The organism is Bifidobacterium asteroides (genome assembly GCF_048001765.1).
Classification (GTDB): domain Bacteria; phylum Actinomycetota; class Actinomycetes; order Actinomycetales; family Bifidobacteriaceae; genus Bombiscardovia; species Bombiscardovia asteroides_K.
The window spans coordinates 1895608-1920449 of record NZ_CP181447.1; the positions used below are offsets into that span (position 1 = coordinate 1895608).

A 24842-nucleotide genomic window follows, 5' to 3' on the forward strand; every position below is an offset into this window, starting at 1 on the left:
CCGACACCCTTATCCACCCCCAGCGGCTGATTCCATCCGAGGGCGGGACTCATCCCTGGTCCAAGGCCAGCAGGTCATCCATGGTCTGCCGCCGCAGCATCAGATGGGCGCCGGACTGGTCCAGACCTACCACAGGAGGAATCAGAGCCTGGTTGTAATTACTGGCCATGGTCCGCCCGTAGGCGCCGGTTACCGGCACCAAAAGCAGATCACCCCGGCGAATGTCGGCAGGCAGGGCCACATCCTGCACCAGGATATCCCCCGATTCGCAGTGCTTACCGACGATACGGGCCTGAATCCGATCCACGCTGCCCGGTCGGTTGGCCAGAACGGCAGTGTATTCGGCTCCGTAGAGGGCCGGACGGATGTTGTCGCTCATGCCGCCGTCAACCGAAACGTAGGTGCGCACGCTTCCGTCAGACAGGGGGACGGGCTTGACGGTGCCCACCCGGTACAGACTCATGCCACAGGGTGCCACGATCCAACGGCCGGGCTCGAAGGCGATGACCGGCATGGGCATGCCCAAGCGACGGTTGATGGCGACCATGTCAGCCCCCAGGCTAGTCAGGGTCTGGTCCAGATCCATCCGATCCTCATCCGGGGTGTAGGGCACGGAGAAGCCGCCGCCAAGATCCACCTCGGGCATCAGGTATCCGTCAGTGGCCCAGAAGGTGTGCCTCAGCAGCATCATGCGTCGGGCGGCCTCGATGAAGGCCGAAGAGTCATGGATCTGTGAGCCGATATGGGTGTGGATGCCCACCAGCTCCAGTTCCTTCTCGTGGGAACGAATCTCCTTGAGCAGGGCGATAGCCGGTCCGTCAGCCAGGGCGGACATGGCCTTGATCCGGGCGGGATCAGCCGGTTCAGCAGGCCCGTTGGCAGCGGAATACAGGGCCGAAGAGGAAGGTGAAACCACGGAATCGACAGGAGCTGAGTAGCCGTTTGCCTTCGTGGCCGCCGAAGTCGCTGCCACAGCCTGTTCGGAGGAACCCGGCTCAGGCCCAAGGTCCAGCAGGCCTACGTCGGTGCCCTGGGGCAGCAGGGGGATGCCGAACTTCTGATCCTCATGGGCCGTCGAGATGTACTCGTGACCGCCGGCGTGCACACCCACGGTCACCCGGAGCATGACCTTGGCGCGACGACCCTGCGCCCTAGCAGCAGCGGCAATCCGGGCAGGCTCGTCGGGCGCGTCGATGACGATGGCCCTGTAGCCCTCCCTCACAGCCAGGTCGATCTCCTGGTCGGACTTGTTGTTGCCGTGCAGGACCAGACGGCGGCCAGGGGCGCCGGCGGCCTGGGCAATCAGCATCTCGCCCAGGGAACAGGTGTCGATATCCAGCCCCTGGCGCAGCATGATCCGCACGGTCTCCTTGCTCAGGAAGGCCTTGCCGGCGTAGCTGACCCTGGTGGTCGCACCGCCCAGATCCCGCAGGGCCGCCTGACAGAAGGCCGAGGCCCGTTCCGCCATCATCTCGGTGTCCATCAGATACATGGGGGTGCCGTAACGCTTGGCCAGGTCCTCCATGGAGCACCTGTGCATGGTCAGCATGCCCTGACGGTCCCGCTGCAGAGCCCCGGGCCAGAACCCGTCGGGCCCCAGCCCGCACATCCCTGTTTCCATCAACGACCTCCCGGTGACCTTCAGGCTTACATACGGTCCGGGGCCTGGACGCCCAGCAGCCCCAGACCGTTGGCGATGACCTGCTGCACGGCGTCATTGAGCCGCAGACGTGCCGCCGCACGGGCCGGCTGTGGATTCCTGTCCTCATCCTGGTCCAGATCAGCCCGGCCAGTAGGCTCCATGGGCACCACGCGCTCCAGGTTGTACCAGCGGTGATAGACCCCAGCCAGCTGCTCCAGGTAGTGGGCCACCCGGTGAGGGGCCTTCTGGTCGCCAGCGGTCTGAACAACATTGGGGTAAAGAGCCAAGACGCCCAGAACATCATTGTCGGCGGCAGTGTCCAGCAGGGACAGGTCGGCCCCGGACCGGTCGATACCCGCCTGGGCTGCATTCCGATCTACATTCTTGGAGCGGGCGTGTGCGTATTGCACGTAGTAGACGGGGTTGTCGTTGGTGTGCGAGGCCAGCAGGTCCAGGTCGATGTCCACGCTCTGGTTGTAGTCGGTGCGGGCCAGGGAATACCGTGCTGCATCCACACCCACGGCATCCACCAGATCGTCGATGGTCACCACGTTGCCTGCCCGCTTGCTCATGCGCACGGCCTGACCGTCCTTGATGACGTTGACCATCTGGCCAATCAGAATCTGCATGTTCACGCCTGGGGTGTCCCCGAAGGCCGCGCAGATGGCCATCATCCTGCCGATGTAGCCATGGTGGTCGGCGCCCAGCATGTAGATGGCCTCGTCACAGGGATCCTTGGCCCTGCGCCGCTTGTTCAGGTAGTAGGCGATGTCGGCCGCCACATAGGCCGCGTGGCCGTCGGACTTGATGATCACCCGGTCCTTGTCGTCACCGTAGGTGGTGGAGCGGAACCAGGTAGCCCCATCCTTCTCGAAGATGTCGCCCTTGGCCCTCAGCTCGTCAATGGCCCGGTCCACCTGGCCGGACTCATACAGGCTGTTCTCATGGAACCAGACATCGAAGTTGACCCGGAAGTCACGCATGGACTGCTGGATCTCGGCGAACATCATGGGCACGGCCCGGGTGCGGAAGGCCTCGCGCTGGGGGCTGTCACCTTCGGCGCCGTCCTCGTCGCGCACCCTGGGCATGGCCAGGATATCCTGTCCTTCTTCGGCAGCCTCCTTGACCACCCGAGAGGCAATCTCATCGATGTAGGAGCCTTTGTAGCCGTCAGCGGGCACGGGCTCGCCGTGGGCCGCCGCCACCAGCGAACGGGAGAAACGGTCGATCTGTGTGCCGTGATCGTTGAAGTAATACTCCCTGACCACCTTGGCGCCATTGGCTTCCAGGACGCGAGCCATGGAGTCGCCCACAGCCGCCCACCGTGTGCCGCCGATGTGGATGGGACCCGTGGGGTTGGCCGAAACGAATTCCAGATTGAGCGTGCGCCCGCTCAGGTGATCGTTGCTCCCGAAGGCGGATCCCGCCTCCAGGACCGCATCGACCACAGCAGCCGCTGAGGCCGAGTCCAAAGTTATGTTGATGAAGCCGGGCCCTGCCACGTCCACCTGGGCGATCCCGTCGGCCTCTCGCAGAGCATCGGCCAGGGCCTGCCCCAGTTCAGCAGGTCTCATGCCGGCCTTCTTGGCCAGCTGCATGGCGATGTTGGTGGACCAGTCCCCGTGGGAGCGGTCCTTGGGGCGCATGACCGCCAGATGGTCGGCGTCAGGAACCATGTCGGGCTCCAGACTTCCCAGGCGGCCTGACTGGGCCATCTGGACGGCGGTCGAAGAGATGATACGGGCAAGTGCTTCAGGACTCATGCCCTCAAGTCTAGCGACGGCGGGGACCAGCAACCGACCTGTCTCAGGCCAGGGCCACGACCTCGATCTCGACCAGGGCCCCCTTGGGGATGTCCGCGCCACCGAACGCCACGCGGGCCGGCCGCACCGAGCCGATGAAAACCTGAGAGTAGGCCTGATCCACCTGGGTGAAATCCTCCACCCGCCGCATAAGGATGGTGGCCCTGACCACCTTTTCCATGCCGGTGCCGGCTGCATCCAGGATGTTCTTGACGTTCTTCAGGGCCTGGGTGGCCTGGTCAGCCGCAGTGCCCTCCACCAGCTCGCCGGTGTCCGGGTCGATGCCCAGCTGTCCGGAGACAAAGACAAAGCCCCCGGCCTTCACAGCCTGACTGTAAGCCCCCAAAGCCTGAGGCGCATATGGCGTGCCGATCTCTTCCGGTCCATCTTCCATGAGTCCGTCCTTTCTTCAGGTCCGCCGCACCCATGCCGGGCCGAAGCCCCGGGCGGACACCCTCCACTATAGGAGTGCCCGCCCGGCGCAAGCGGCACCAGTCTCAGCCCTTGCGAGCCTCCTGACCCATCCAGTAGGCCAGGGAGCGCAGATCGCCGGCCTCGTAGGTCTTGACGAAGTTTTCGACCTGGTCCGGATCCGAGCAGGTCTCCGGGAACCGCATATAGCGGGTATCCAGAGGGCTGGCTCCTGTCAGCTTGATGTCAATGACCGAGGACCTGTCGGCCTTGCGAGCCTCTGAGAAGGCATGACGGGCATCGGCCACCGTGCGCACGGTGAAGCCCAGGGCGCCCATGCCCTCGCCGACCTTGGCCCAATCGGTGTCGGGCAGGTCCACTCCGCTCAGGGGCTGATGGCTGTCGTCGCGCTGCTCGGCCTCGATGTAGCCCAAGGACTGATTGGAGAAGACCACGTTGATGACCGGTGCATGGTACTTGAGCTGGGCCAGCACCTCCTCACCGAGCATGGCGAATCCGCCGTCGCCGCTCAGGGAGTAGACGGTCGATTCCGGATGCTCCAGCTTGGCGGCCAAGGCGGCCGGCACGGCGTAGCCCATGGTGGCGTGCTTGCCAGAGACGGTCCAGCGGTTGGTAGGCTTCAGGTGCAGCAGACGCAGGAAGTCGATGTCCACATTGCCCACGTCGGGGATGACAATGTCATTGTCCTCAAGCTGCTGATCGATGATGTGGTAGACGGGCTCGGGCCTCAGGGGCGTGCGGGTGTCTTCGTTGAAGGAGGCCAGCCACTGGTCCCAGTTCTCCTTGCTGCGCAGGCAGGCCCTGTAGAAGACGGACTCCTCCTGGTCCTGGCCGGCGGCGGTTATTGCCTTGAGGGCCTCGCGGGCGTCGGCCTGGATGGCAAGGACCACGTTGGCTTGGAATCGCTTGCCCAGCTTGGCCGGGTTCAGGTCGATCTGGATGACCTTGGTATTGGGAGTGACGAACATGGACCCGAAGGGGTTGTCCGAACCCACCCAGACCGTCAGATCCGAGGTGTAGATGGCCTCCGTGGCGGTCTTGGTGGCCACACGGCCGGCCGACTGCAGGTAGGCAGGATAGGTGTCCTCCACGATCCCCTTGGCCGGGAAGGTGGAGACCATAGGCATCTTGAAACGCTCGGACATGGCGACCAGCTCATCGCGAGCACCAGCAGCGCCCTGGCCGAAGTAGAGCAGCGGCGCCTTGGCGGATTGAATGATCTCCACCGCCTTGCTGACCTGGTCGGCCGCAGGCTTCAGAGGCTCAGGCTTGCGGAAGTTGGGTGCCGAAGCCACCGGGCGGTCGTCGATCTCGGCCCAGGCCAGATCCTTGGGAATGATGACCACGGAAACCCCGTGGTTGGCATAGGCGCGGCGGATGGCCTCGTCCACCAGGGCCGGCAGCCCTTGGGCGTTGGTGGCGGCCCGGGCGAATACGGCCACATCGGTAAAGATAGGCACCTCATCCATGGCCTGGAAGAAGTCCATGTTCATAAAGGCCTGGGGCACCTCGCCCACCAGGGCCAGCACCGGCACGCCGTCCTCACGGGCATCGTAGAGGCCATTGAGCAGGTGGACCGCACCAGGACCAGACGAGCCGAAGCAGACACCGATCCGGCCGGTCAGCTTGGCCTCCCCGGCGGCAGCCAGGGCTCCGGCCTCCTCATGACGAACCTGGATGAAGTCGATGCGCTCGCGCTCGTTGTGGATTGCATTCATCATGGAGTCGAAGGAACCGCCGGGCAGGCCATAGATGCGCGGCACCCCCCACTGCTCCAGGACGTGAAGGACAGCATCCCCTGCATTGATTCGATTGGCCATGTGAACTCCTTTGCTTCGCCGCGGAAAGGAGGCTCCGCCACAACGCGGAAGCGTCGGTCCTCCCCGACGTTCGGTCTTACCCTTTCACTATGGCACCTGAGGACGAAGACACAAGCGGGCCAAGGGTCATGTTCCTCAAAAGCTTAGTGATTCACCACACATATGGTGACGCATAAGGTGCGATTACTTCATCCAGTCATTCAGTAAGTGCCATGATCATGATCCCGGGCATGATGACAGACGGGAGTCGTATAAAGAAAAACCCCTGCGCTTTTCCTTGCTGCAGGGATTTCATCTTGGTGGGCTCGAAGGGATTCGAACCCTCGACCTTCTGTTCCGGAGACAGACGCTCTATCCGCTGAGCTACGAACCCGACAGCCACTTTTCAGTGGACAACAGAGACCATACTAGGACACTTTGCGCATTTTCGCACCCATGTGCGTCCTGACGTGTCGGTCAGACGCCAACCACTCTCGGCGTGTTGCCGCAAGATTCCGGGCGTTTCGTAGGTATCGTGATGGCAAGGCCTCGTGCCACCGCCCCGGTTGCGCCATTGCATCCTCATGCGGTGGCGCGAAGCCGCCAACATTCCCGGATGATCTTCTCTCGGGATAGTCTCCACTGTAGTTCCTTCACCCGGCCATCACAAGCGGCCTTCACATACCTGGACAACTCCAATGGGCTGTGGACAAGCAAATGGCGGCCACGCCCTGCCTACCGTACCATTGGATATATGGCCATGAATGAGGACGAGGACGATTTCGAGTTCGAGCGCAGATTCTTCTGCCGGGACCTCCCCCGGGAGCTGCTCGGAGAGAGTCGGCCGACCCTGATTGTGCAGAGCTACTACGTGCATGAGGACAACTTCGCCCTGCGGGTTCGCCTTCAGGGGCAGGTGGATCCGGTGGTGCCCATGACGGCCCGGACCGATGCCCTCCATACCTTGCTTGAAGAGGGAGACCACTTCGACGCTGCCTCAATGACGGCCAAAGGCCCCTCTGTCGGCGGCACCCGCTACGAGGCCGAACGGGCCATAGACCCGGGAATCGCCCTGGAGCTGGTTCTGCGCGGCGGCATTCCCATTGTGAAGAACCGGTATGGGGTCTGGCTGGACGAGGACTGGTGGAACCTGGATGTCTTCGGGGACGGCAACGCTCCCCTGGTGGTGGCCGAGGTGGAGCGGACCGGGCCGGTGACCGACCTGACCATCCCCGACTTTTGCGCCACCGAAATAACCGACGACCCGCGGTTCTCCAACGACGGGCTGGCCGACCACCCCTTTGGCGACTGGGCGACCGACTTCGACCGGGAGCTGAAGACCAGCGGACCGCGCTTCCTGACCAACTTCGATGGGAACCGTGAGTCCTGACCCAGGAACGATTCAGTACATCAATGTGGACAGACGGCGACGGGCCTTGGCCAGCCGGGGATCAGTCGGTTCAGGAATGACGAAGTACTCCAGCAGACGGCGACGGATGGGATCGGTCTGATCCCGGTGTCCGGCCAGAAAGTCCAGCAGGCGATCAAAGGCATCCTGAATCTGGCCGCCAATCATGTCCACATCAGCCACATCCAACTGGGCCTGCAGATCATCAGGGGCATCTGCAGCCGCCTGACGGACCTTGCGGACATCGGCCTTGGCTGAACGGGCCATCAGCAGGCACTTGGCCTGTTCACGCTTGGCCAGATCGTCGGTCGAGTCGGCCTGGACCAGCTTGCCGTAGGCCTCGGCTGCAGCTGCATAGTCGCCCTCCTGGGCCAGCCGATGGGCCTCCTGATGGGCAGGAGGAATGGCATCAGCAGCTGCCTGGCCAGCCTGCTCGTCCTGTCCCTGGTCGTTGGTCTCCTGGTAAGGGGCGCTGCCGGTGATACCGGCCTTCTGCGCCATCTGAATCACCTGGGGAATGAGCTGATCGGTGATCTGGTTCATCTCCTCATCAGTGGGCAGCCCCTGCAGAATCGGCATGGGTCTGCCGGCCAACAGGGCGAAGAGGGCCGGGGCACCCTGCACCTGGAAGGTCTGGGCAATCTGCGGATTGGACGCGATGTCGATGCGGGAGAGCTGGATGCGCCCCTCCTGGGCGTTGACGGCCTGGGCCAGACGGGTGGCCAGGGGGAAGAGGCGATCGTCGGTGGGCACCCAGAGCAGGACCAGAATGGGGAAGGTGGTCGAGGTCTGGACCATGGCCTGGAAACTGGCCTCGGTGGTATCGATCACGTAGCCACCGGCTGCGGGCGCACCTCCCTGCTGGCCTGGCTCGGCATCAACCTGGTGCTTGAGCGCGCCCAGGTCAACCGCTCCTGCCAGCGAGACGCCCGGCTGCCCCTGCCCGTTCTTGTTCGCCATGTCAGTCCTCCTTAACCCCGCGGTCGCCGACTGCAGCTTCGGCCCGCCATCGAATGCAAACTCCTGGAAGCCAATCTAGTCCAAGGCACGGGCGTTCACCCAGCGCAATCCCGCCCCTCAGACCGCTTCCACCTTGATGGGCTCACGTTCGGCACCCACGGCCCTGATGGGCTCATGCGAGTCCGCAGAAGGCACGTAGAGGGCGATCACGTTGACATAAGTGACCTTCATAGTGCTGGTGGGTTTGCCCTGTCCGAAGAGGGCCGTCTCGGCATCCGAGGCCGGGGAGGATTCACGACCCTCACCTGCCTGCCTGGTCCAGACCGAATCGATCCGGGCCACGACCAGGTCGCCTCCATCGGAGGAGTGCATGACCCGCAGCTGCCCCTGTGCCGGGGTGAAGGTCTGCGACTGGCTGCCCTTGTTGGCCTCGATCCCCTGCTGGACCACCTGAGTCAGCGTGCCCAGGGAGTTGCGGAAGTCATCCTGGGCAAATTCCTTGGCATACTTGCTGCCCTGGGGATTCTGCAGGAGGTCGGCATAGCGGCGCACGGCCTCCACCGGCGTAGCCTTGAGCCCCTGATCGTCGCCCTGCCCCATCCTGGCCCCGATGGTGGCCACCGGGAACTTTGGCAGCTGGGCTCCTTGGAAGAGCCGCGCAACACCCCAGAGCTTGTAGTTGTCATGCGCGGACTCCTGGTCCAGAACCAAGAGGCGCTTGGACTGCTGATCCTGCGTAGTAGTGGTAATCGAAAAGACCGAACGTGGCCAGCCCGGATCGCCGGGAATGACCGTCTGGGCGATGGTGGTAGGAATGGTCGTCTTGGGATCCAGCTGCCCGGTAGCCCGGGCTATGGTCAGCTCGCTGGTGCGGATCTCCAGCTGAGGGCCGCTGACCCGCTGGTCCAGCCCGGCCGGGTCCTTGGCCTCGTTGGCCTGATCCAGAACAGCCCCGATGTTCTTGCGGATGCGTGCCTCCTGGGCCGGGGTTAGGTTGGGCGCGGGAGCAGTGGTTGCAGTACTCTGAGGCTCGGTCCGGCTGGCCTGGGGAACCTGCCCTTCGCAGGCTGACAGAACCGGCAAAAGAGCCAAGGACAAGGCCAGCGCCGCTGCAACCCCTACCTTGTTCATCGGTTTGTTCATACTCATTGGCGCTCCTCCTCCCCCTCGTGGGCAAGCCTGGCCAGGTAGGAGGCCATCTCCTGGCTACTGATGACCCTGGTGGACGACGCATCGTCGGCTCTTCGGTCGTCACCCTCCTGTTGGTCAGCAACCAGGTTCCGATTGCGCGGATCAATCACCACAGGTGGCCTGGGCGGGGGTCCTGGATCCCCCTGCCGCGCCTGGCCGCGAGCGTGACGCAGGCGTCGGCCGGAAGCCGGGCTACGCCGATTTCCGAGACCAGGCAGAATGGCGCTGCCCAAAGCCTGGGCCACGCTGACTTCGGGGGTCTCTTCAGCCTCCTGTTCAGGATCGGTCTGCTTACGGCGTTTGACCGGATCCATGGCGAAGACCGTAGCCGAAAGAACAGCCAGCAGGGCCAGAAGCCCACCGGCAAAGTAGAAGGGCATGGCAAAGTTGGGCAGTTTGTCACGCTGCCAGAGCATCTCCAGCCCCAGGGAATGAGAGCCTTGGGGAACCGCCACCAGCAGAACAGCCTGCGGATCGTCGGTCTTCAAGGACATGGACACGCTGCTGTCGGAGCAGGTGACCTGTTGCCACATATCCGAATCCTGAAAGGCCACGCCCTGATCGCTTTTGACGGCCTTGCCAGGACTGGTGTCCTTGCCGACAGACAGGGTCTGCCAATTATCCAAGCCGCGCACACGGGCCACATCGTTTCCAGCCGTCCAGCCAGCTGCATCCTTGGCCGTGGTCAGGGCCATACAGACGGTAGGCTTTTGTGAATTCTGATCTGCTGACGCAGCAGTCCCGGTCGATGCCACATCCACTCGCATGGTCACTTTGCTGTCCACCAGGGGAAGCACGCCTGGATCGGTCACTACATAGGCCGCCTTCGTGCGCGCATGCGCATCCACATGGGCGGAAGGCTTCCAAACCGTGGCGTTGAGAATACCCAGCACAATGGCCGTTACAGCCAGCAGTCCGAAGATGGGGGTGACGATGCCGCGCATGATCATGCTGTGACGCGAGGGCTTGTCAGGCCGCGTCATCTCATCTTTTTCCTCGGGTACTTGCTCCATATTATCCACATTCTACCGTCGGCACCCTATGAGATGGTTTCCAGCACCGGGAAATCACCCATAAGCCCTAAACTGGTCTTCCATGACCATCATCACAAGAAAATCAGGCAGCAAGCGTCTGCTGGGCGCCATGACCGCTCTGGCCCTATGTCTCGGACTGTCAGCCTGCAGCGGGAAATCCGACGCAGGTGGCCACTCGGGCGACACCATGCAGGGCGTATCAGCCAGTGGCAAACTCGGCAGCAAGCCCGACATCAGCTTCAAGACCCCCTTCAAGGTCGAGAACCAAACCCATCAGGTCATCCAGGAGGGCAACGGTGAGGTCATCCGCGACGGGGATCGCGTATGCACAAGAAGCCTGGCCCTGGACGCCAAGACTGGCAAGGTGATCAACTCCACCTGGGATAAGAGCAGCCCGGAGTGCTCCATCGTCATCAGCAAGAAATCCATCCCGGCCTACTACGACACCTTCAAGGGCCTCAAGGTCAACTCCACCGTGGCCGTGGGCATCGATGAGTCAGGCTCCGGCAGCAGCCAGTCGAGCGACTCCTATATCATGGCCCTGACCTTCGTCTCCCGGTCCAAGAACCTGACCCGCGCCCAGGGTCAGAAGGTGACCGACCTGCCCAGCGACCTGCCCAAGATCAGCCTGGACGACAAGGGCAAGCCCTCCTTGGATCTCAACGGGTACAAGCCCAAGGGAGGACTGGTCGTCCAGCCTCTGATCAAGGGCGAGGGGGCCAAGGTCGGCCAGCATCAGAGCGTCAGCGCCAACTACACCGGGTGGCTGGCCTCCGACGGCAAGCAGTTCGACTCCTCCTGGGACAGGGGTGAGGCCAGCGACTTCAGCCTGGACCAGGTGGTCAAGGGCTGGCAGCAGGGTCTGGCAGGCCAGACGGTGGGCTCTCAGGTTCTTCTGGTCATTCCGCCTGAACTAGGCTATGGCAGCCAGAAACAGCAGAGCATTCCGGCCAATTCGACCCTGATCTTCGTCGTCGACATTCTGGCCGCCTACTGACCAGCCAATCCACCAACTCAGACAGACAGGGGCCCGTACCCATCCAATCGCATTCGGATGGGTACGGGCCCCTGTCATGAACCAGATGGTCGAGTCAGTCCTTGCCACCCTCGACCACGATCTCATCGGGGTTGGCTGCGCTGCCGTAGACCGGCTCCAGGGTCTTGCGGTAGTCCTCATGGAAGAACTGCTCCTGGCCCAGCTTGACCAGCTCCTTGTTGATGTAGTCCAGCAGGGGCTTGTTCCCCTTGCGCACGGCCGGGGCGATGACCGCCTCGTCCCCGAGCTTGGTGATGCCCACCGAGAAGCCTTTGTTGGCCTTGGCCCAGGCCAGCACCTCGGTGTTGTCGGTGCTCATGGCATCACCACGGTGGTCCAGCAGAGCGTTGTAGGCATCGGCGTACTGGTCGTACTTCTGCAGCTTGACTTCCGGATAGTGCTGTTCGAAGTAGGGTTCGGCCGTAGTCCCCTTGGCGATGATCAGGGTCTTGCCGTTGAGTTCCTTGACATCCTTGATCGGCGCCGAATCCGGGGAGACCACGCCCAGGAAGACCTTCATATAAGGCTTGGCGAAGTCCACCTTGCGAGCGCGATCATCGGTGACAGTGAAGTTGGCCAGGACCACGTCCACCTTGTTGCTGGACAGCACGTCCACCCGGGCGGCCGGGTCCACCGAGGTGTATTCGGGCTTGACGCCCAGGTCCTTGGCCAGGCGCTCGGCCAGGACAACATCGTAACCTTGGTTCTTGCCGTCCTTGTCCACGTAGCCGAAGGGGGCCTTGTCGGTGAAGACCGCCACCTTGAGCTTCCCGGACTTGGTGATCTGCTCCGGGGTGCGTGCAGAACCGGATGCCGCCGAGGAGCCGGAGCTGCTCCCCGAGCCGCTACCAGCGTCACTGGGGGTGGCCGCCGAAGGGCCGCAGGCCGCCATGGAAGCCATCATCGCGATCGTCGCCCCCGTAGCCAGTGCCGCCCGTATCAATCGGTTCATTACCCTTGCGGTCATGATCCCTCTTTTCCTATTCTCTTTCCTTTGTCCGCCCCTGGGGACGGTTCCGGCGAATGCCGCCGGACGAATATGCGGAGTCCTCATCGGGACTCCTGATTCTGGTCCTGATCCCGTCTGCGCTCATAGGTGAAGGTGGACAGGAAGCGTTGCGCCCGGTCAGTGGCCGGGTGGCTGAAGAAGGCCTCCGGATCGTCGGACTGCTCGACCAGGGTGCCTCCATCCAATAGGACGATATGGTCAGCGATGCCCCTGGCGAAGGCCATCTCATGGGTGACGATCATCATGGTCAGCCCCTGGTCGGCCAGCTCCAGAATGACCTGAAGGACCTCGCGTACCATCTCCGGATCCAGAGCCGCGGTCACCTCGTCAAAGAGCATGATCTCGGGATGGAGGATGAGCGCCCGGCAGATGGCCACCCTTTGCCGCTGACCGCCCGAGAGCTGGCTGGGCCAGGCATCACGACGGTCGGCCAGACCAACCCGGTCCAGCAGCTCCAGAGCCTCCTGACGCGCCTGGTCCCGCTTGCGCTTCTGAACCAGGACAGGCGCCAGGGTCACGTTGTCCAGCACGGTCCTGTTGGGGAAGAGGTCATAGCTCTGGAAGACCATCCCGATCCTGGTGCGCAGGTCGGAGCTGCGGCTACCCGACATCAGGCCTCCAGGACCTCCGCTGCGCTTGCCCAGGGGGTGACCGGTCTCCACCACCTGACCGTCCAGAAGGATGCGGCCGCCCTGTATGGGCTCCAGTCCGGCTATGGTCCGCAGCAGGGTGGACTTGCCTGAGCCCGAGGGACCCAGAACCACAAAGACCTTGCCCTTGGGCACCTGGAAGGAGATGTCGTTGAGCACAGGGCTCTGAGCCTGCGGATACTGCTTGACCAGATGCTCGACGGTCAGCACCGCCCGCTCCTCCTGTTCGTCCTGTGGCTGGTTCGCCGTCGTCTGCCCCTCAGTCATGGGCCCACCTCTTTTCCAGATGCCGGGCCACCAGGGACAGAGGCCAGCAGATGAAGAAATACATGAAGAAGATCACCCCGTAGATCCACAAGGTTGCCTGCGGATAGGCGAAACGGTTGGCATCGATGATCTGCTGACCGACCTTGATGACCTCGATGACGCCCAGCAGGGCGGCCAGGGAGGTGGTCTTGACGATCCTGGTGGCCAGGTTGACACTGGCCGGCAGCAGTCGGCGCAGGGCCTGCGGAAGGATGATCCTGGAGAAGGTCTGCCAGGACCCCAGCCCCAGAACATAGGCCGACTCCACCTGGGTGCGGGGAATGGACTCCAGGGCACCGCGGACCAGGTCGCCCAGCTCGGCCCCACCCCAGAGCACAAAGACCAGCAGGCAGGCGCCGGTGGCATCCAGATTCAGGTTCCATGCCCTGGACAGTCCGTAGAAGGCGATGAAGAGCAGGGCCAGCTGGGGCATGATGCGGATGAAGTCCAGGTAGATCCTCATCAGGAAGCGAATCAAGGGGTTGCGCAGAGTCATCAGCCATCCGACCACCAAGCCCAAGGGCAAGGAGAGCAGGACCGAAACACCGGCTATCCAGACGGTCACCCAGAGCCCCTGGAAGAGCCTGGGCATGACCCCTGGCTGGAAGAGCACCTCAACGCCGTGCATAGTCGAACCTCCGCTCAAGAACCGTTCCGATGACGGAGATGGGCAACAGGATAACCAGATAGGTGACGATGAGCAGAGTCAGGGACTCGTAGGTGTCATAGGAGGTGCCCATCAGGTCCTTGGTGACATACATGACGTCGGCCAGAGCGATGGCCGAGACCACCGATGACTCCTTGATCAGGAAGATGATGTTGGCCACCACGCCCGGTATGGCGCTGCTCAGGGCCTGGGGCAACACGATTCTGGACAGGGTCTGGGCTCGCGTGAATCCCAGGACGCGGGCTGACTCGATCTGCACCCGAGGCACCGCCTCCAGTCCGCCACGCATGGCCTCGGCCATGTAGGAGCCACCCAGGAAGGTCAGCCCGACGATGGCGCAGGTCTGGGCGCTCCAGTTGACCCCAAGCTTTGGCAACCCGAAGTAGAGGAAGTAGAGCTGAACCAGGAGCGGGGTGTTTCTCGACAGTTCAATGTATACCCTGGCCACCTGCGAGAGCAGGGGAATCCTGAAGACCTCCAGCCCGGCGCAGACCAGCCCGATCAGCATGGAAAACACCACGCCGAAGAAGGAGATGAAGACCGTGACATAGGCCGCGTTGACGAAGAAGTGCAGATTCTGCGCCATAAAGGTCCAATTCATGCCCCCACCCCCCTACTTGCTTGAGTCCTGTTCATCGTCTCCTCTTCACTGCTTCTCGCCCGCTTCCCGCCGCCTGCGGCATATAGTGGACCATCCTAGGGAACGCGAGCCGGTTTCCTCTGCTTTTGGATATACGAATACCGGATACCGCGTTATCATCCGCTCTCACAGCAACTTCGACGGCGATTCGTATTCATACCGCAAGCAAAGGGCACCAATGAGATGACCACTGGTCGGCAAAGGCCAACCGACACCTGCAAATCATGCCTTATGAAACTGTCGGATACACTCCAAAACCACAGATGGCCTCTCTGTCATTGCAACACATATCAAGTAGGCAGTGCCCAATCAAACAAGTCCAACTGATTCAGCACTTGCAGAACAAAATCAGCCAATTACTTACCTACCAAGCATCTATTAACCAAGTAGGCGCACAACACGATTTGCACTAACCCGACTGCTGGCCAGGCTATGAAAAAAAGCCCGGTCCACATATTCGTGAACCGGGCTCCGAGTGTTTTGATCAGGCAAAGACCTTGGCGCTCTGTGCTACCTTCCTGATCAGATCGGGGCGATACCCGCTCCACGTCTCCTGGTCAGTGACTACGATGGGGGTCTGCTTGAATCCCTGGGCGATAAACTGGTCGATCAAGGTCTGATCCTCGGTCAAATCCACCTGCTCGAACTCCAGCCCCTGCTTGGTCAACTGACGCTTGGTGGCATCACACTGGGGACAGTGCGCCTTGGTGTAGACCGTGATGGACATAATCGCCTCTCCCTTAAATGTAGCCGTGACATTCCAAGCCCTATAGCCCTCTGCTTGGAACCTGTTGTTTGCACTCTACACAATCCCAGACGCGATCACAATACCACCTGTAGTGGCGTGTCAGGCCATAAACCCCAATATCTAGTAGCTTTTCGGGTCTTATAGAGCCAAATGAGAATCCATGTGAGCTGCCTGACATATTGACTATGCAAGACGATACAAGACTGAAAACTGTCTCAGAAGAGGGTCAGTTCATCGCTGTCAGCGCCCTTCATGGCCTCGTAGTCCAGGATCAGGCACTCGAATCCCCTGTCCTCGGCAAGAACCCTGGCCTGGGGTGTGATGGTCTGGGCCGCGAAGATTCCGCGGACAGGAGCCAGCAGGGGGTCGCGATTGAGCAGGCGGCAATAGCGGGTCAGCTGTTCCACCCCGTCGATGCCCCCATGCCGCTTGATCTCGATGGCCACATGCCGTCCCTGGCCATCCATGGCCATGATGTCCACCGGGCCGATGGGAGTGGGATACTCCCGGCGGACCAGGGTGGCTCCCGGGCCAATGCGGTCAATCTGCTCAGCCAGGTAGCGCTGCAGATGCGCTTCCACGCCGTCCTTGACCAAGCCGGGATCCGTCCCCAGGTCGTAGCTGTCATCGGCATAGACCTGGTAGAGCCTGATGGTGAGTACATCGCTGGATTTGACCGCCGAAACACGCAGAACCTTACGAACAGGCCGAGCCTGGTCCTGATCCTGCTCCTGGGCGATCAGCGCATCGGGCGCGGCAGCTTCGACTACCTCCTCCGGACCGGTCCCGGCCACGGAACCAGCCTTGACACCTGTGCCGTCCTTGCCCGCCTCCTCGGGTTCGATCTCCCTGATGGTACAGGGAGCGCACATCCAGTTCAGGGGCTTGTAGGAGCCCAACTCCGAAAAAATCAGACAGCTCATGTCGGCCTTGATCAGCAGAACGCGTCTGGCCGGCGGCAGACTGGCATTGAGACGCCCGGAGTATTCGGCGGAGCAGTCGGCAACAATGATTCGCACAGGTGCCAATATATCAGTCGCTGTTCCAGGCGAAAAAGAAAAACCCGGCCGATGCAAGTGCACCAGCCGGGCAGAAGAGGAAAGGAAGTCAGGACTGTTGTCCCTGATCAGCATCCTCCAGGTAGTGGTCCACAGCCACAGTCAGCTTGTTGCTGTCGAAAGAGGCGAATCCGCTGTCCACATGGAAGGACTGACGACCGCCATCGGTGGCCTGAACCCGGATGTTGCCCTCCTGCAACAGGGCCAGCACCGGCTCATGATCGGGCATGATGCCCATGGACCCCTGGGTGCCGGGCACGGTGACCGACCGCGCCTGACCCGACCAGATGGGCCTGTCCGCCGAGACGATGTTGACCTGCATGGAGGCCTTGCCTGTGTCCGCCATGACTACCGGTATTCCTTCTGCATGTCGTGCCACTTGTGCTCAAGGTCGTCGATTCCGCCAATGCCGGAGAATGCCTGCTCGGGCACATCGTCGTAGGCGCCGTCGCAGATGCGGGTGAAGGCCTCGATGGTCTCGTCCGCAGGCACATAGGAACCCTTACGGCCGGTGAACTTTTCTGCCACGTAGAAGTTCTGACCCAGGAACTGCTCGATCTTGCGGGCGCGGTTGACGGTGGTCTTGTCCTCCTCGCCCAGCTCGTCGATGCCGATCAGTGCGATGATGTCCTGGAGCTCCTTGTTCCTCTGCAGGATGGCCTTGACCCGGTTGGCGCAGTCGTAGTGGGCCTGTCCCACATAGCGCGGGTCCAGAATCCTGGAGGTGGAGGCCAGCGGGTCCACAGCCGGGTAGATGCCCTGGGAGGCGATGTCACGGCTGAGCTCGGTGGTGGCGTCCAAGTGGGCAAAGGTGGTCGCAGGCGCCGGGTCGGTGTAATCATCGGCCGGCACGTAGATGGCCTGCAGGGAGGTGATGGAGTGGCCCCTGGTGGAGGTGATCCTCTCCTGCAGGGCACCCATCTCGTCGGCCAGGTTGGGCTGGTAGCCCACGGCCGAGGGCATGCGGCCCAGCAGGGTGGAGACCTCGGAGCCGGCCTGGGTGAACCGGAAGATGTTGTCGATGAAGAGCAGCACATCCTGGTTCTCCACATCGCGGAAGTACTCCGACATGGTCAGGGCGGTCAGAGGCACACGCAGACGGGTCCCCGGGGGCTCGTCCATCTGGCCGAAGACCAGTGCGGTCTTCTCCAGAACGCCAGCCTCGTCCATCTCGCCGATCAGGTCGTTACCCTCACGTGTACGCTCGCCCACGCCCGCGAAAACCGAGACGCCGCCGTGGTTCTGTGCCACGCGCTGGATCATCTCCTGAATGAGCACGGTCTTGCCCACGCCTGCGCCGCCGAACAGGCCGATCTTGCCGCCCTCCACGTAAGGGGTCAGCAGGTCGATGACCTTGATGCCGGTTTCGAACATCTGGGTCTTGGACTCCAGCTGATCGAAGGCAGGCGGGTTGCGATGGATTGGCCACCGTTCGGTGACCTTGATCTGCTCACCCTCCTTCTTGTTGAGGATGTTGCCGGCCACATCGAAAACGTGCCCCTTGGTCACGTCGCCCACGGGCACCATGATGGGCCCGCCGGTGTCGGTGACTGTAGCGCCACGAACCAGGCCGTCGGTGGGCTTCAGGGCCACGGTGCGGACCGTGGAGTCGCCCAGATGCTGCTCCACCTCCAGCATGATGGTGGTCAGCGACTCGCCCTCGGTGTCCGAGGACTTGCTCAGATTTACGGTCAGGGCATTGTAGATGTCCGGCAGGTGACCTGCCGGGAACTCCACATCGATGACCGAACCCTGGACTCGGGTGACGCGCCCCTTGGAGGCCGAATCCGGCTTGCGGCTCGCTGTGGTCGGCTGTTCTTGCTGTGCAACCATTGGCGTTCCTACTCTTCCTCTTTGTTGAGCGCATCGGCGCTGCCGACGATCTCGGTAAGTTCCTGCGTGATAGCCGCCTGACGGGTGGCATTGAGCTTGCGGGTCAGGTCGTCGATCAGCCCCTTGGCGTTATCAGTGGCGGTATGCATGGCGTTCTGCCTGCTGGCGGTCTCCGAGGCGGCCGAAGTGAGCAGGCATTCATGGATGCGCGACTGAATGTACTTGGGCAGAACGGCATCCAGCACCTCCTGGGAGCTGGGCTCGAAGTCGTAGAGGGCCGCATAGCGGTCGCCCTGGCGTCCATGCTCGTCGTCCGGTACGGGGGCATCAATGGCCTCCTCGGGCTGCTCCTGGTCAGGTCTGATCAGCTCCAGGGGCAGCATGCGCAGCACCCGAACCTTCTGCACCACCATATTGATGAATTCAGTGAAGACGATGTAGAGCTCGGAGACGCCCCCCTTGGCTGCTGGAGTCATATAGGTCTCCAGCAGCGCCTGGGAGATCTCCCTGGCCACATCCACACCGGGCCGATCGCTGTCGCCCTCCCAGGTCTTGACGATGCTGCGGTTGCGGTAGCGGTAGTAGGAGACGCCGCGACGGCCGTAGACGAAGAGTTGGGGCTGTCGACCCTGCTGGTCAAGGCGAGTCAGCAGAGACTCCGTCTCGCGGATGACCGAGGAGGTATAGGCCCCGGCCATGCCACGGTCGGCCGTCAGCGCCAGCACAGCCACGCGCGGGTTCTTCTCGTCCTTCCTGACAATGGGGTGGCGGATGTCGTCAGTGTGGGCCACCAGGGCCTGGACTGCATCGAAGATCGCATCGGAGTAAGGCTTCGCCTCCAGGGCCACGGTCCTGGCCTTGGCTATATGCGAGGAGGCTATCATCTCCTGGGCATTGAAGATCTTCTCCAATGCCGATGTGGAGGCGATCCTTGACTTGAATGCGAGTTGTGAGGCCATGGTCTACCGCTTCCCGGCCTTGCTGCCGCTCTTGCCCTCGGCCACCAGCTTCTCCTGCTGGACGGCCACCGGCTGCTCCTGATCCTGATCGGCCTTGTGACCATCCAGGGTCTCGCCCTTGTGGGTCACGAAGGTCTTGGCGAACTCGTCCACGGCCTTATCCAGGGCCTTTTCGGTATCGTCGGTGAAGTCCTCCGTGTCGCGAATGGTCTTGAGGATGTCCGTGTTGTGGTCCAGGTAGTCCAGGAGCCCGGACTCGAAGGGCAGCACGTCCTCCAGGTCCAAATCATCCAGCTTGCCGTGGGTGCCCACCCAGACGGAGACAACCTGCTTTTCCATGGAGTAAGGGGTGAACTGAGGCTGCTTGAGCAGCTCGGTCAGCCTGGCGCCACGGGTCAGCTGGGCCTTGGAGGCCGCATCCAGATCCGAGGCGAACATGGCGAAGGACTGCAGAGAGCGGTACTGGGCCAGGGAGATCTTCAGGGTCGAGGAGACCTTCTTCAGAGCCTTGGTCTGTGCGGCGCCGCCCACTCGGGAGACGGAGATGCCCACGTCCACGGCGGGACGCTGGTTGGAATTGAACAGATCGGACTGCAGGAAGATCTGGCCGTCGGTGATGGAGATCACGTTGGTCGGAATGTAGGCCGAGACGTCGTTGGCCTTGGTCTCGATGATAGGCAGTCCGGTCATGGATCCGCCGCCTAGGTCATCGGAGAGCTTCGCGCAGCGCTCCAGCAGACGCGAATGCAGGTAGAAGACATCGCCAGGATAAGCCTCGCGCCCCGGCGGACGACGCAGCAGCAGGGAGATGGACCGGTAGGCCTCGGCCTGCTTGCTCAGGTCGTCAAAGACAATCAGGACGTGCTTGCCGCCATACATCCAGTGCTGGCCGATGGCCGAACCGGTGTAGGGGGCTATGTATTTGAAGCCTGCGGAGTCGGAAGCCGGGGAGGCCACGATGGTGGTGTACTCCATGGCGCCGGCTTCTTCCAGGGAGGAACGGACCGAGGCGATGGTGGTGCCCTTCTGGCCGATGGCCACGTAGATGCACCGTACCTGCTTCTTGGGGTCTCCGGACTCCCAGTTGCGCTTCTGGTTGATGATGGTGTCGATGGCGATGGCCGTCTTGCCGGTCTGCCGGTCGCCGATGATCAGCTGGCGCTGACCGCGGCCGATGGGTGTCATGGCGTCGATGGCCTTGATGCCGGTGGCCAGGGGCTCATCGACGGGATGCCGGTGCATGACGTCGGGGGCCTGAGCCTCCAGGATTCTGCGGCCCTCGCTCTTGATTTCGCCCAGGCCGTCGATGGGCTCGCCCAGAGGGTTGACCGTACGCCCCAGATAGCCGTCACCGACAGGCACTGAAAGCACCTCACCGGTCCTGTGGACTTCCTGGCCCTCTTCGACACCTGCGAAGTCGCCCAGGATGACCACGCCGATCTCTCGGGCGTCCAGGTTGAAAGCCAGACCCAGCGTGCCGTCCTCGAAGGTCAGCAGCTCGTTGGCCATGCAACCAGGCAGTCCCTCCACATGCGCAATGCCGTCACCGGCCGTACGGACGTAGCCCACCTCCTGGGTGGGGGTGTCAGTCGGCTTGTAGGACTCGACGAATTGGTCGAGCGCCTTGCGCACCACGGCGGGATCAATGGTCATTTCTGCCATGATCACTCCTTATTTCTGTTCTTGTTCAAGTCTGTTGGTCCCCTGCTTATCCTGCCACGGCCATTCGCCGCTTCAGGTGCTTGAGCTGGGTGGCCACCGTGCCGTCGGTGGAGACCGATCCATACTGGACCTTCATGCCGCCTAGGACCGAGGGATCGACCACCGAGTTGATGTGAACCGGTTTGCCCAGCTTGCGCCCGTAGACCTCCTGCAGGCGGCTGACCTGCTCGTCCTTCATGGAGACCGCCGTGGTGACGGTCACCATGACTTGGTCCATGTGCTCGGAGAAGCGATCCACCAACCAAACGATGGTGTCGGGGAAGCGCCGTCCGCGCAGATCGATGGTGGCGTTCAAGGCCATCTGCTCAGTGACCGGATGCATATGCTGCCCGTCAAGGAGCGTCCTGAGCAGGTCAGCCCGGGCTTTGGAATCACTGTACTCGTCCGAGAGCCGGAAGAGCACCAGAGGCATCCCGAGCAGGGCCGAATGAATCTCAGCCAGCTCGCCGGCCACCTGGTTGGTGATGCCCAGCGCATCGGCGTAATAGGCGGCGGCATCCACTGACATGTCCTCGGCCGCGTTGGCGATGTGCACCACGCGACTCCACTGATGATCGGTCAGATCATGGAGGATATCCACGGTCAATGGGTCGGCCTTATCAGCCAGGATAGTGTCGATCACACTCCACTTGTCCTCTGCCGGACGGGAGGGGTCGGTCAGCGCACGCTCCAGGGGTCTGTTGGCATCAAGCAGGGTCACGAAGGTATAGAGCTCCATGGCCACGCGGAGGGCATCCTTCCCCTTGCTCTTGAGCAAAGGGGCATACTTGGCCCTGGTCTCCTTATCGGAGCTCAGCGAAGTCTCTCCTCGCATGTCACCTCCCCTTTCGCGGAATCAACGTACCCATCGTCCGCCAATCAGTCATCATGCCTGCCGCTTGTCAGAAGACTGGCCGCCCTGGTCCGCAATGATCGAGTCAATCATGGAAGACTGCACGGCATCATCCTGAAGCTGCGAGCCCAGAATTTTACCGGCAAGAGCCGTAGCCAGCGTGCCCACCTCGCCCTTGAGCGAGACCAGCGCCTGCTGCTGCTGGGACTTGAGTGATCGTTGGGCGTTCTCGGTGATCTGGTTGGCCTCGGTCTCGGCCCGGGTCCTGGCATCGGCCACGATCCTGGAGGCCTCAGCGCGGGCATCATCCCGGATCTGGGATGCCTCCACACGAGCCTTGCTCAGCTGATCCTGATACTGCTTACGGGCCTGATCCGCCTCTTCACGAGCCTTGGCGGCCTTCTGGATGTTGCCCTCGATCTTGGACGAGCGCTCATCGAAGATGGCCTGGAACTTGGGCATGAAGAACTTGTAGAAGAAGACGGCCAGGATGACCAGGATGACCAGCGACCAGAAGATGTCGTAAATCGGAGGAATAAACAGCTTGATCCCTTTGCCTGCCGCTAGAGCGTACATTGGCTCCTCCTTTCCTTTATCGAAGCCGGATCATGCAAGAATCGCACGGCTCAGGCGATGAAGAGCGCCACGAAGCCCAGCAGGGCCAACACCTCGATCAGAGCCAGGCCGATGAACATAGTGGTGCGCAACTGCCCGCTGATCTCAGGCTGGCGAGCCATGCTCTCGACGGTCTTGCCGACGGCGATGCCCAGACCCAGCGCAGGGCCGAGAGCTGCGATGCCGTATCCCAAGATGCTCAGATTGCCGGAGACCGCAGCAAGTGTAATGATGTCCATTTATTTTCCTTTCCTCCACCGTTGCCGGTTCTTGGATTATGGTTCAGCCCCGACCCCCGTCTACTGGTCGGGACCAACGAATATGTGGGCTGCGACCGCTTAAAACACCGACCGCGGCTTGTTCTTTTCGCTCAACCTTCTTCAGGGTAACTCATAGAGATGTAAACCGTGGTCAGGATGGCGAAGATGTAGGCCTGAAGGGCCGCCACAAAGATTTCAAAGGCCGTCAGGGCGAAGCCCAAAACGAACCAGCCCACGCCAGCCAGGGCCAAAGCCTTATTGCTGACCTCAACAATGTAGAACTGGGTAAAGGCTAAGGTGACCGCCACCAGCAGATGGCCGGCAATCATGTTGGCGAAGAGTCGAATGGTCAGAGAGGCCGGCTTGACGATGACCATCTCCAGAAGCTGGATGGGCGTCAGAATGATATAGAGAGGCCAGGGCACGCCCGCCGGGAAGAGCTCCGACTTGAAGTAGCCCCAGACGCCCTGCTCCCGGAATCCCGTTACCATGTACTGGCAGAAAGTCCAGATGGCGAAGACCAGAGGCATGGTGATAGTGGCCGTGGCCGCTATGTTCATGCCTGGCACGATGCCACAGAGGTTGAAGACCAGGATGGTCAAGAAGATGGTCGTGATCATGGGCACGTAGCGCTTGCCACGAATCTCGCCCAAGGTGTCATAGACGACCGAGTCACGGATGAACTCGATAACCCACTCAATTGCCCCCTGCCAACGGGATGGAATCAGCTTGGCCCTTGCGGCAGTAATCCCCAGCACCAGAAGAATGATGACCATGGCTACGAACCTGATCAGGATGATCCGGTTCATGGCAAAGGGCGTTCCCTGGAAAAGAATCTCAGGAGGCAGGAAATCATCGATGGAAGGCAGCTCACTCGGCTTGGCCATGGCCAGACTGAAAGCTTCACTTCCCATTGCCTCTAGCATCTATCGCCTCCTGAACGACACAGTGAACACTATAGCGCGCATGCGACTCATGGCTGCACCGTATGGGTAGTGTAGCCCACACCAAGAGCCACGGTAATCATAGATTCATCCAGTGTGTCACAAATAGTGGCCGCAGGTCCAATCCGCACCGCGACGTGGACAAGTTGATGATGAACTTAATGCAATCGTTATTAACTCTTAACAGCACCCGGAATAAGCCCGTACCCGTCACCCATCAAGGGCCGATAACCGTCGGTGCGTGGGCAGCCAGGGGCGTGTCTGATGGATCGATCGGTGCCTAGCCGACCAGCAGCCCGCAGAGTCGGCACCTGGTCCAGGTCGTAAGGAGTGGTCTCGTAGACCCAGTTCAGCCAGTTGCGCCAGAGCAGGTTGGCGTGGGCTCGCCAGGAGAAGACCGGCTCCAACGTCGGATCATCGTGAGGGTAGTAGTTGACCGGGAAAGGCACCTGATCCAGGCCCTTGGCCATGTCACGCTGGTACTCGTGGGCCAGAGTGTCACGGTCGTACTCCCAGTGACCCAGCACGAAGATCTCTGAGAAATCCTGGGTGCTGATAAGCCCGGGACCGGACTGGGGACCCCAGGTGAGCACCTGTAGATCCGGACAGGCCCGCACCTGGTCCTCGTCCACCCCGGCCCAGCGGGAGTGGGGCTGCAGGGCGATCTCGTCGAAGCCATTGGTGATGAAGCAGTACTCGTCCTGCAGATACTGAGGAAAGACCCCGAAGACCTTGCGATCCAGGTCGCGCTTGGCGATGCCGTGGCGGTAGTAGAGCCCGGCCATGGCCCCCCAGCACAGATACATAGTGGAGAAGACGTGGGTAGAGGCCCAGTCCAGAATGCGGGTCAGTTCATCCCAGTAGTCGACTTGCTCGAAGTCCATCTGCTCCACTGGAGCGCCCGTCACGACAAGACCGTCATAACAGTTGTCCTGGAAGGAATCCAGATTCTCGTAGAACTTGACCAGGTGATCCATGCTGGTGTGCACGGCCTGATGGGTGGAAGTCTTCATGAAGTCGATCTCCACCTGAAGCGGCGACTTGGAGATCAGCCGCAACAGCTGGGTCTCGGTCTCCACCTTGGTAGGCATCAGGTTGAGGATGACCAGCCTAAGCGGACGCATCTCCTGGCGCTCCGCCTCGTGGCTTTCCAGGGCGAAGATGCGCTCCGAATCCAGGATGGATCTGGCCGGCAATCCGGTGGGGATGGTGATAGGCATGACTCTATTATGGCCCAGCGCAGGCCTTCCCACACACGGACTTGACAAGTGCGCTGGAATCCGTAACATAGATAA

General features: G+C 61.8%; 24 protein-coding genes and 1 tRNA gene. 2 read left to right on the top strand and 23 right to left on the bottom strand.

Annotation, left to right across the window (positions count from 1 at the left end; all coding sequences use genetic code 11):
• Window positions 1-49 precede the first annotated feature (49 nt).
• The 5 genes from ACNAOV_RS07820 to ACNAOV_RS07840 form a co-directional block, all read right to left on the bottom strand.
• Entirely contained in the window at window positions 50-1621 is a 1572-nt protein-coding gene (locus ACNAOV_RS07820; protein WP_416517245.1) for a diaminopimelate decarboxylase family protein, read from the bottom strand.
• A 26-nt stretch (window positions 1622-1647) separates the two neighbouring features.
• Window positions 1648-3405, bottom strand: coding sequence for an arginine--tRNA ligase (argS, locus tag ACNAOV_RS07825; RefSeq protein WP_416517246.1), 1758 nt, complete (start codon window positions 3403-3405; stop codon window positions 1648-1650).
• 43 nt (window positions 3406-3448) lie between these two features.
• On the bottom strand, window positions 3449-3838 hold the full coding sequence (locus ACNAOV_RS07830; RefSeq protein ID WP_416517247.1) for a Rid family detoxifying hydrolase: 390 nt from the start codon (window positions 3836-3838) through the stop codon (window positions 3449-3451).
• Window positions 3839-3941: 103 nt separating this feature from the next.
• The gene (gene spxB / locus ACNAOV_RS07835; protein WP_416517248.1) at window positions 3942-5696 is read right to left on the bottom strand and encodes a pyruvate oxidase; all 1755 of its coding nucleotides are present in this window, start codon (window positions 5694-5696) and stop codon (window positions 3942-3944) included.
• Window positions 5697-5993: 297 nt separating this feature from the next.
• A tRNA-Arg gene (locus ACNAOV_RS07840) sits at window positions 5994-6069 on the bottom strand.
• A gap of 366 nt (window positions 6070-6435) precedes the next feature.
• Between ACNAOV_RS07840 and ACNAOV_RS07845 the strand changes: the two genes are divergently transcribed.
• Window positions 6436-7065 (top strand): hypothetical protein, encoded by a 630-nt coding sequence (locus ACNAOV_RS07845; RefSeq protein ID WP_416518185.1) that lies wholly within the window; start codon window positions 6436-6438, stop codon window positions 7063-7065.
• Window positions 7066-7077: 12 nt separating this feature from the next.
• On the opposite strand, the gene ACNAOV_RS07850 is transcribed toward ACNAOV_RS07845, so the two are convergent.
• From ACNAOV_RS07850 to ACNAOV_RS07860, 3 genes are all read right to left on the bottom strand, one after another.
• Window positions 7078-8043 (bottom strand): tetratricopeptide repeat protein, encoded by a 966-nt coding sequence (locus tag ACNAOV_RS07850; RefSeq protein ID WP_416517249.1) that lies wholly within the window; start codon window positions 8041-8043, stop codon window positions 7078-7080.
• A 117-nt stretch (window positions 8044-8160) separates the two neighbouring features.
• Window positions 8161-9186, bottom strand: a complete 1026-nt coding sequence (locus ACNAOV_RS07855; RefSeq protein ID WP_416518186.1) for a hypothetical protein — start codon at window positions 9184-9186, stop codon at window positions 8161-8163.
• A gap of 2 nt (window positions 9187-9188) precedes the next feature.
• Complete coding sequence (locus ACNAOV_RS07860) at window positions 9189-10247, bottom strand: hypothetical protein (protein WP_416517250.1); 1059 nt, start codon at window positions 10245-10247, stop codon at window positions 9189-9191.
• An 82-nt stretch (window positions 10248-10329) separates the two neighbouring features.
• Between ACNAOV_RS07860 and ACNAOV_RS07865 the strand changes: the two genes are divergently transcribed.
• Entirely contained in the window at window positions 10330-11265 is a 936-nt protein-coding gene (locus ACNAOV_RS07865; protein WP_416517251.1) for an FKBP-type peptidyl-prolyl cis-trans isomerase, read from the top strand.
• 94 nt (window positions 11266-11359) lie between these two features.
• Here ACNAOV_RS07865 and ACNAOV_RS07870 read toward each other — a convergent pair whose 3' ends face one another.
• The 15 genes from ACNAOV_RS07870 to ACNAOV_RS07940 form a co-directional block, all read right to left on the bottom strand.
• Window positions 11360-12271 (bottom strand): cysteine ABC transporter substrate-binding protein, encoded by a 912-nt coding sequence (locus ACNAOV_RS07870; RefSeq protein WP_416517252.1) that lies wholly within the window; start codon window positions 12269-12271, stop codon window positions 11360-11362.
• An 83-nt stretch (window positions 12272-12354) separates the two neighbouring features.
• The gene (locus ACNAOV_RS07875) at window positions 12355-13230 is read right to left on the bottom strand and encodes an amino acid ABC transporter ATP-binding protein (RefSeq protein ID WP_416517253.1); all 876 of its coding nucleotides are present in this window, start codon (window positions 13228-13230) and stop codon (window positions 12355-12357) included.
• Window positions 13223-13897, bottom strand: coding sequence for an amino acid ABC transporter permease (locus ACNAOV_RS07880; RefSeq protein ID WP_015022476.1), 675 nt, complete (start codon window positions 13895-13897; stop codon window positions 13223-13225). The genes ACNAOV_RS07875 and ACNAOV_RS07880 overlap by 8 nt, the downstream gene beginning before the upstream one ends.
• Entirely contained in the window at window positions 13884-14537 is a 654-nt protein-coding gene (locus ACNAOV_RS07885; protein WP_416517254.1) for an amino acid ABC transporter permease, read from the bottom strand. Before ACNAOV_RS07885 ends, ACNAOV_RS07880 begins: the two co-directional genes overlap by 14 nt.
• 523 nt (window positions 14538-15060) lie before the next feature.
• Entirely contained in the window at window positions 15061-15303 is a 243-nt protein-coding gene (gene nrdH, locus ACNAOV_RS07890; RefSeq protein WP_015022478.1) for a glutaredoxin-like protein NrdH, read from the bottom strand.
• Between the two features lie 236 nt (window positions 15304-15539).
• Entirely contained in the window at window positions 15540-16343 is an 804-nt protein-coding gene (gene nucS, locus ACNAOV_RS07895; RefSeq protein WP_416517255.1) for an endonuclease NucS, read from the bottom strand.
• An 88-nt stretch (window positions 16344-16431) separates the two neighbouring features.
• The gene (locus ACNAOV_RS07900) at window positions 16432-16728 is read right to left on the bottom strand and encodes a F0F1 ATP synthase subunit epsilon (RefSeq protein ID WP_015022480.1); all 297 of its coding nucleotides are present in this window, start codon (window positions 16726-16728) and stop codon (window positions 16432-16434) included.
• A gap of 2 nt (window positions 16729-16730) precedes the next feature.
• Complete coding sequence (gene atpD, locus ACNAOV_RS07905) at window positions 16731-18215, bottom strand: F0F1 ATP synthase subunit beta (RefSeq protein ID WP_029678175.1); 1485 nt, start codon at window positions 18213-18215, stop codon at window positions 16731-16733.
• 8 nt (window positions 18216-18223) lie between these two features.
• Complete coding sequence (locus ACNAOV_RS07910; RefSeq protein WP_416517256.1) at window positions 18224-19174, bottom strand: F0F1 ATP synthase subunit gamma; 951 nt, start codon at window positions 19172-19174, stop codon at window positions 18224-18226.
• A 3-nt stretch (window positions 19175-19177) separates the two neighbouring features.
• Entirely contained in the window at window positions 19178-20836 is a 1659-nt protein-coding gene (gene atpA, locus ACNAOV_RS07915) for a F0F1 ATP synthase subunit alpha (protein WP_416517257.1), read from the bottom strand.
• Window positions 20837-20882: 46 nt separating this feature from the next.
• Entirely contained in the window at window positions 20883-21710 is an 828-nt protein-coding gene (locus ACNAOV_RS07920) for a F0F1 ATP synthase subunit delta (RefSeq protein ID WP_416517258.1), read from the bottom strand.
• Window positions 21711-21761: 51 nt separating this feature from the next.
• The gene (locus tag ACNAOV_RS07925) at window positions 21762-22304 is read right to left on the bottom strand and encodes a F0F1 ATP synthase subunit B (protein ID WP_144178334.1); all 543 of its coding nucleotides are present in this window, start codon (window positions 22302-22304) and stop codon (window positions 21762-21764) included.
• A gap of 50 nt (window positions 22305-22354) precedes the next feature.
• On the bottom strand, window positions 22355-22582 hold the full coding sequence (gene atpE / locus ACNAOV_RS07930) for an ATP synthase F0 subunit C (protein WP_416517259.1): 228 nt from the start codon (window positions 22580-22582) through the stop codon (window positions 22355-22357).
• Window positions 22583-22713: 131 nt separating this feature from the next.
• A complete protein-coding gene (gene atpB, locus ACNAOV_RS07935) occupies window positions 22714-23529 on the bottom strand; it encodes a F0F1 ATP synthase subunit A (RefSeq protein WP_154312856.1) in 816 nt (271 codons plus the stop codon).
• Window positions 23530-23720: 191 nt separating this feature from the next.
• Complete coding sequence (locus ACNAOV_RS07940; protein WP_416517260.1) at window positions 23721-24767, bottom strand: homoserine O-succinyltransferase; 1047 nt, start codon at window positions 24765-24767, stop codon at window positions 23721-23723.
• Window positions 24768-24842 lie beyond the last annotated feature (75 nt).

What these genes read in the sequence shown, in the direction of transcription:
- ACNAOV_RS07820 (WP_416517245.1), bottom strand. Translation starts at nt 1,621, where the DNA reads ATGGAAACAGGGATGTGCGGGCTGGGGCCCGACGGGTTCTGGCCCGGG.
- argS (WP_416517246.1), bottom strand. Translation starts at nt 3,405, where the DNA reads ATGAGTCCTGAAGCACTTGCCCGTATCATCTCTTCGACCGCCGTCCAG.
- ACNAOV_RS07830 (WP_416517247.1), bottom strand. Translation starts at nt 3,838, where the DNA reads ATGGAAGATGGACCGGAAGAGATCGGCACGCCATATGCGCCTCAGGCT.
- spxB (WP_416517248.1), bottom strand. Translation starts at nt 5,696, where the DNA reads ATGGCCAATCGAATCAATGCAGGGGATGCTGTCCTTCACGTCCTGGAG.
- ACNAOV_RS07845 (WP_416518185.1), top strand. Translation starts at nt 6,436, where the DNA reads ATGAATGAGGACGAGGACGATTTCGAGTTCGAGCGCAGATTCTTCTGC.
- ACNAOV_RS07850 (WP_416517249.1), bottom strand. Translation starts at nt 8,043, where the DNA reads ATGGCGAACAAGAACGGGCAGGGGCAGCCGGGCGTCTCGCTGGCAGGA.
- ACNAOV_RS07855 (WP_416518186.1), bottom strand. Translation starts at nt 9,186, where the DNA reads ATGAACAAACCGATGAACAAGGTAGGGGTTGCAGCGGCGCTGGCCTTG.
- ACNAOV_RS07860 (WP_416517250.1), bottom strand. Translation starts at nt 10,247, where the DNA reads ATGGAGCAAGTACCCGAGGAAAAAGATGAGATGACGCGGCCTGACAAG.
- ACNAOV_RS07865 (WP_416517251.1), top strand. Translation starts at nt 10,330, where the DNA reads ATGACCATCATCACAAGAAAATCAGGCAGCAAGCGTCTGCTGGGCGCC.
- ACNAOV_RS07870 (WP_416517252.1), bottom strand. Translation starts at nt 12,271, where the DNA reads ATGACCGCAAGGGTAATGAACCGATTGATACGGGCGGCACTGGCTACG.
- ACNAOV_RS07875 (WP_416517253.1), bottom strand. Translation starts at nt 13,230, where the DNA reads ATGACTGAGGGGCAGACGACGGCGAACCAGCCACAGGACGAACAGGAG.
- ACNAOV_RS07880 (WP_015022476.1), bottom strand. Translation starts at nt 13,897, where the DNA reads ATGCACGGCGTTGAGGTGCTCTTCCAGCCAGGGGTCATGCCCAGGCTC.
- ACNAOV_RS07885 (WP_416517254.1), bottom strand. Translation starts at nt 14,537, where the DNA reads ATGAATTGGACCTTTATGGCGCAGAATCTGCACTTCTTCGTCAACGCG.
- nrdH (WP_015022478.1), bottom strand. Translation starts at nt 15,303, where the DNA reads ATGTCCATCACGGTCTACACCAAGGCGCACTGTCCCCAGTGTGATGCC.
- ACNAOV_RS07900 (WP_015022480.1), bottom strand. Translation starts at nt 16,728, where the DNA reads ATGGCGGACACAGGCAAGGCCTCCATGCAGGTCAACATCGTCTCGGCG.
- atpD (WP_029678175.1), bottom strand. Translation starts at nt 18,215, where the DNA reads ATGGTTGCACAGCAAGAACAGCCGACCACAGCGAGCCGCAAGCCGGAT.
- ACNAOV_RS07910 (WP_416517256.1), bottom strand. Translation starts at nt 19,174, where the DNA reads ATGGCCTCACAACTCGCATTCAAGTCAAGGATCGCCTCCACATCGGCA.
- atpA (WP_416517257.1), bottom strand. Translation starts at nt 20,836, where the DNA reads ATGGCAGAAATGACCATTGATCCCGCCGTGGTGCGCAAGGCGCTCGAC.
- ACNAOV_RS07920 (WP_416517258.1), bottom strand. Translation starts at nt 21,710, where the DNA reads ATGCGAGGAGAGACTTCGCTGAGCTCCGATAAGGAGACCAGGGCCAAG.
- ACNAOV_RS07925 (WP_144178334.1), bottom strand. Translation starts at nt 22,304, where the DNA reads ATGTACGCTCTAGCGGCAGGCAAAGGGATCAAGCTGTTTATTCCTCCG.
- atpE (WP_416517259.1), bottom strand. Translation starts at nt 22,582, where the DNA reads ATGGACATCATTACACTTGCTGCGGTCTCCGGCAATCTGAGCATCTTG.
- atpB (WP_154312856.1), bottom strand. Translation starts at nt 23,529, where the DNA reads ATGCTAGAGGCAATGGGAAGTGAAGCTTTCAGTCTGGCCATGGCCAAG.
- ACNAOV_RS07940 (WP_416517260.1), bottom strand. Translation starts at nt 24,767, where the DNA reads ATGCCTATCACCATCCCCACCGGATTGCCGGCCAGATCCATCCTGGAT.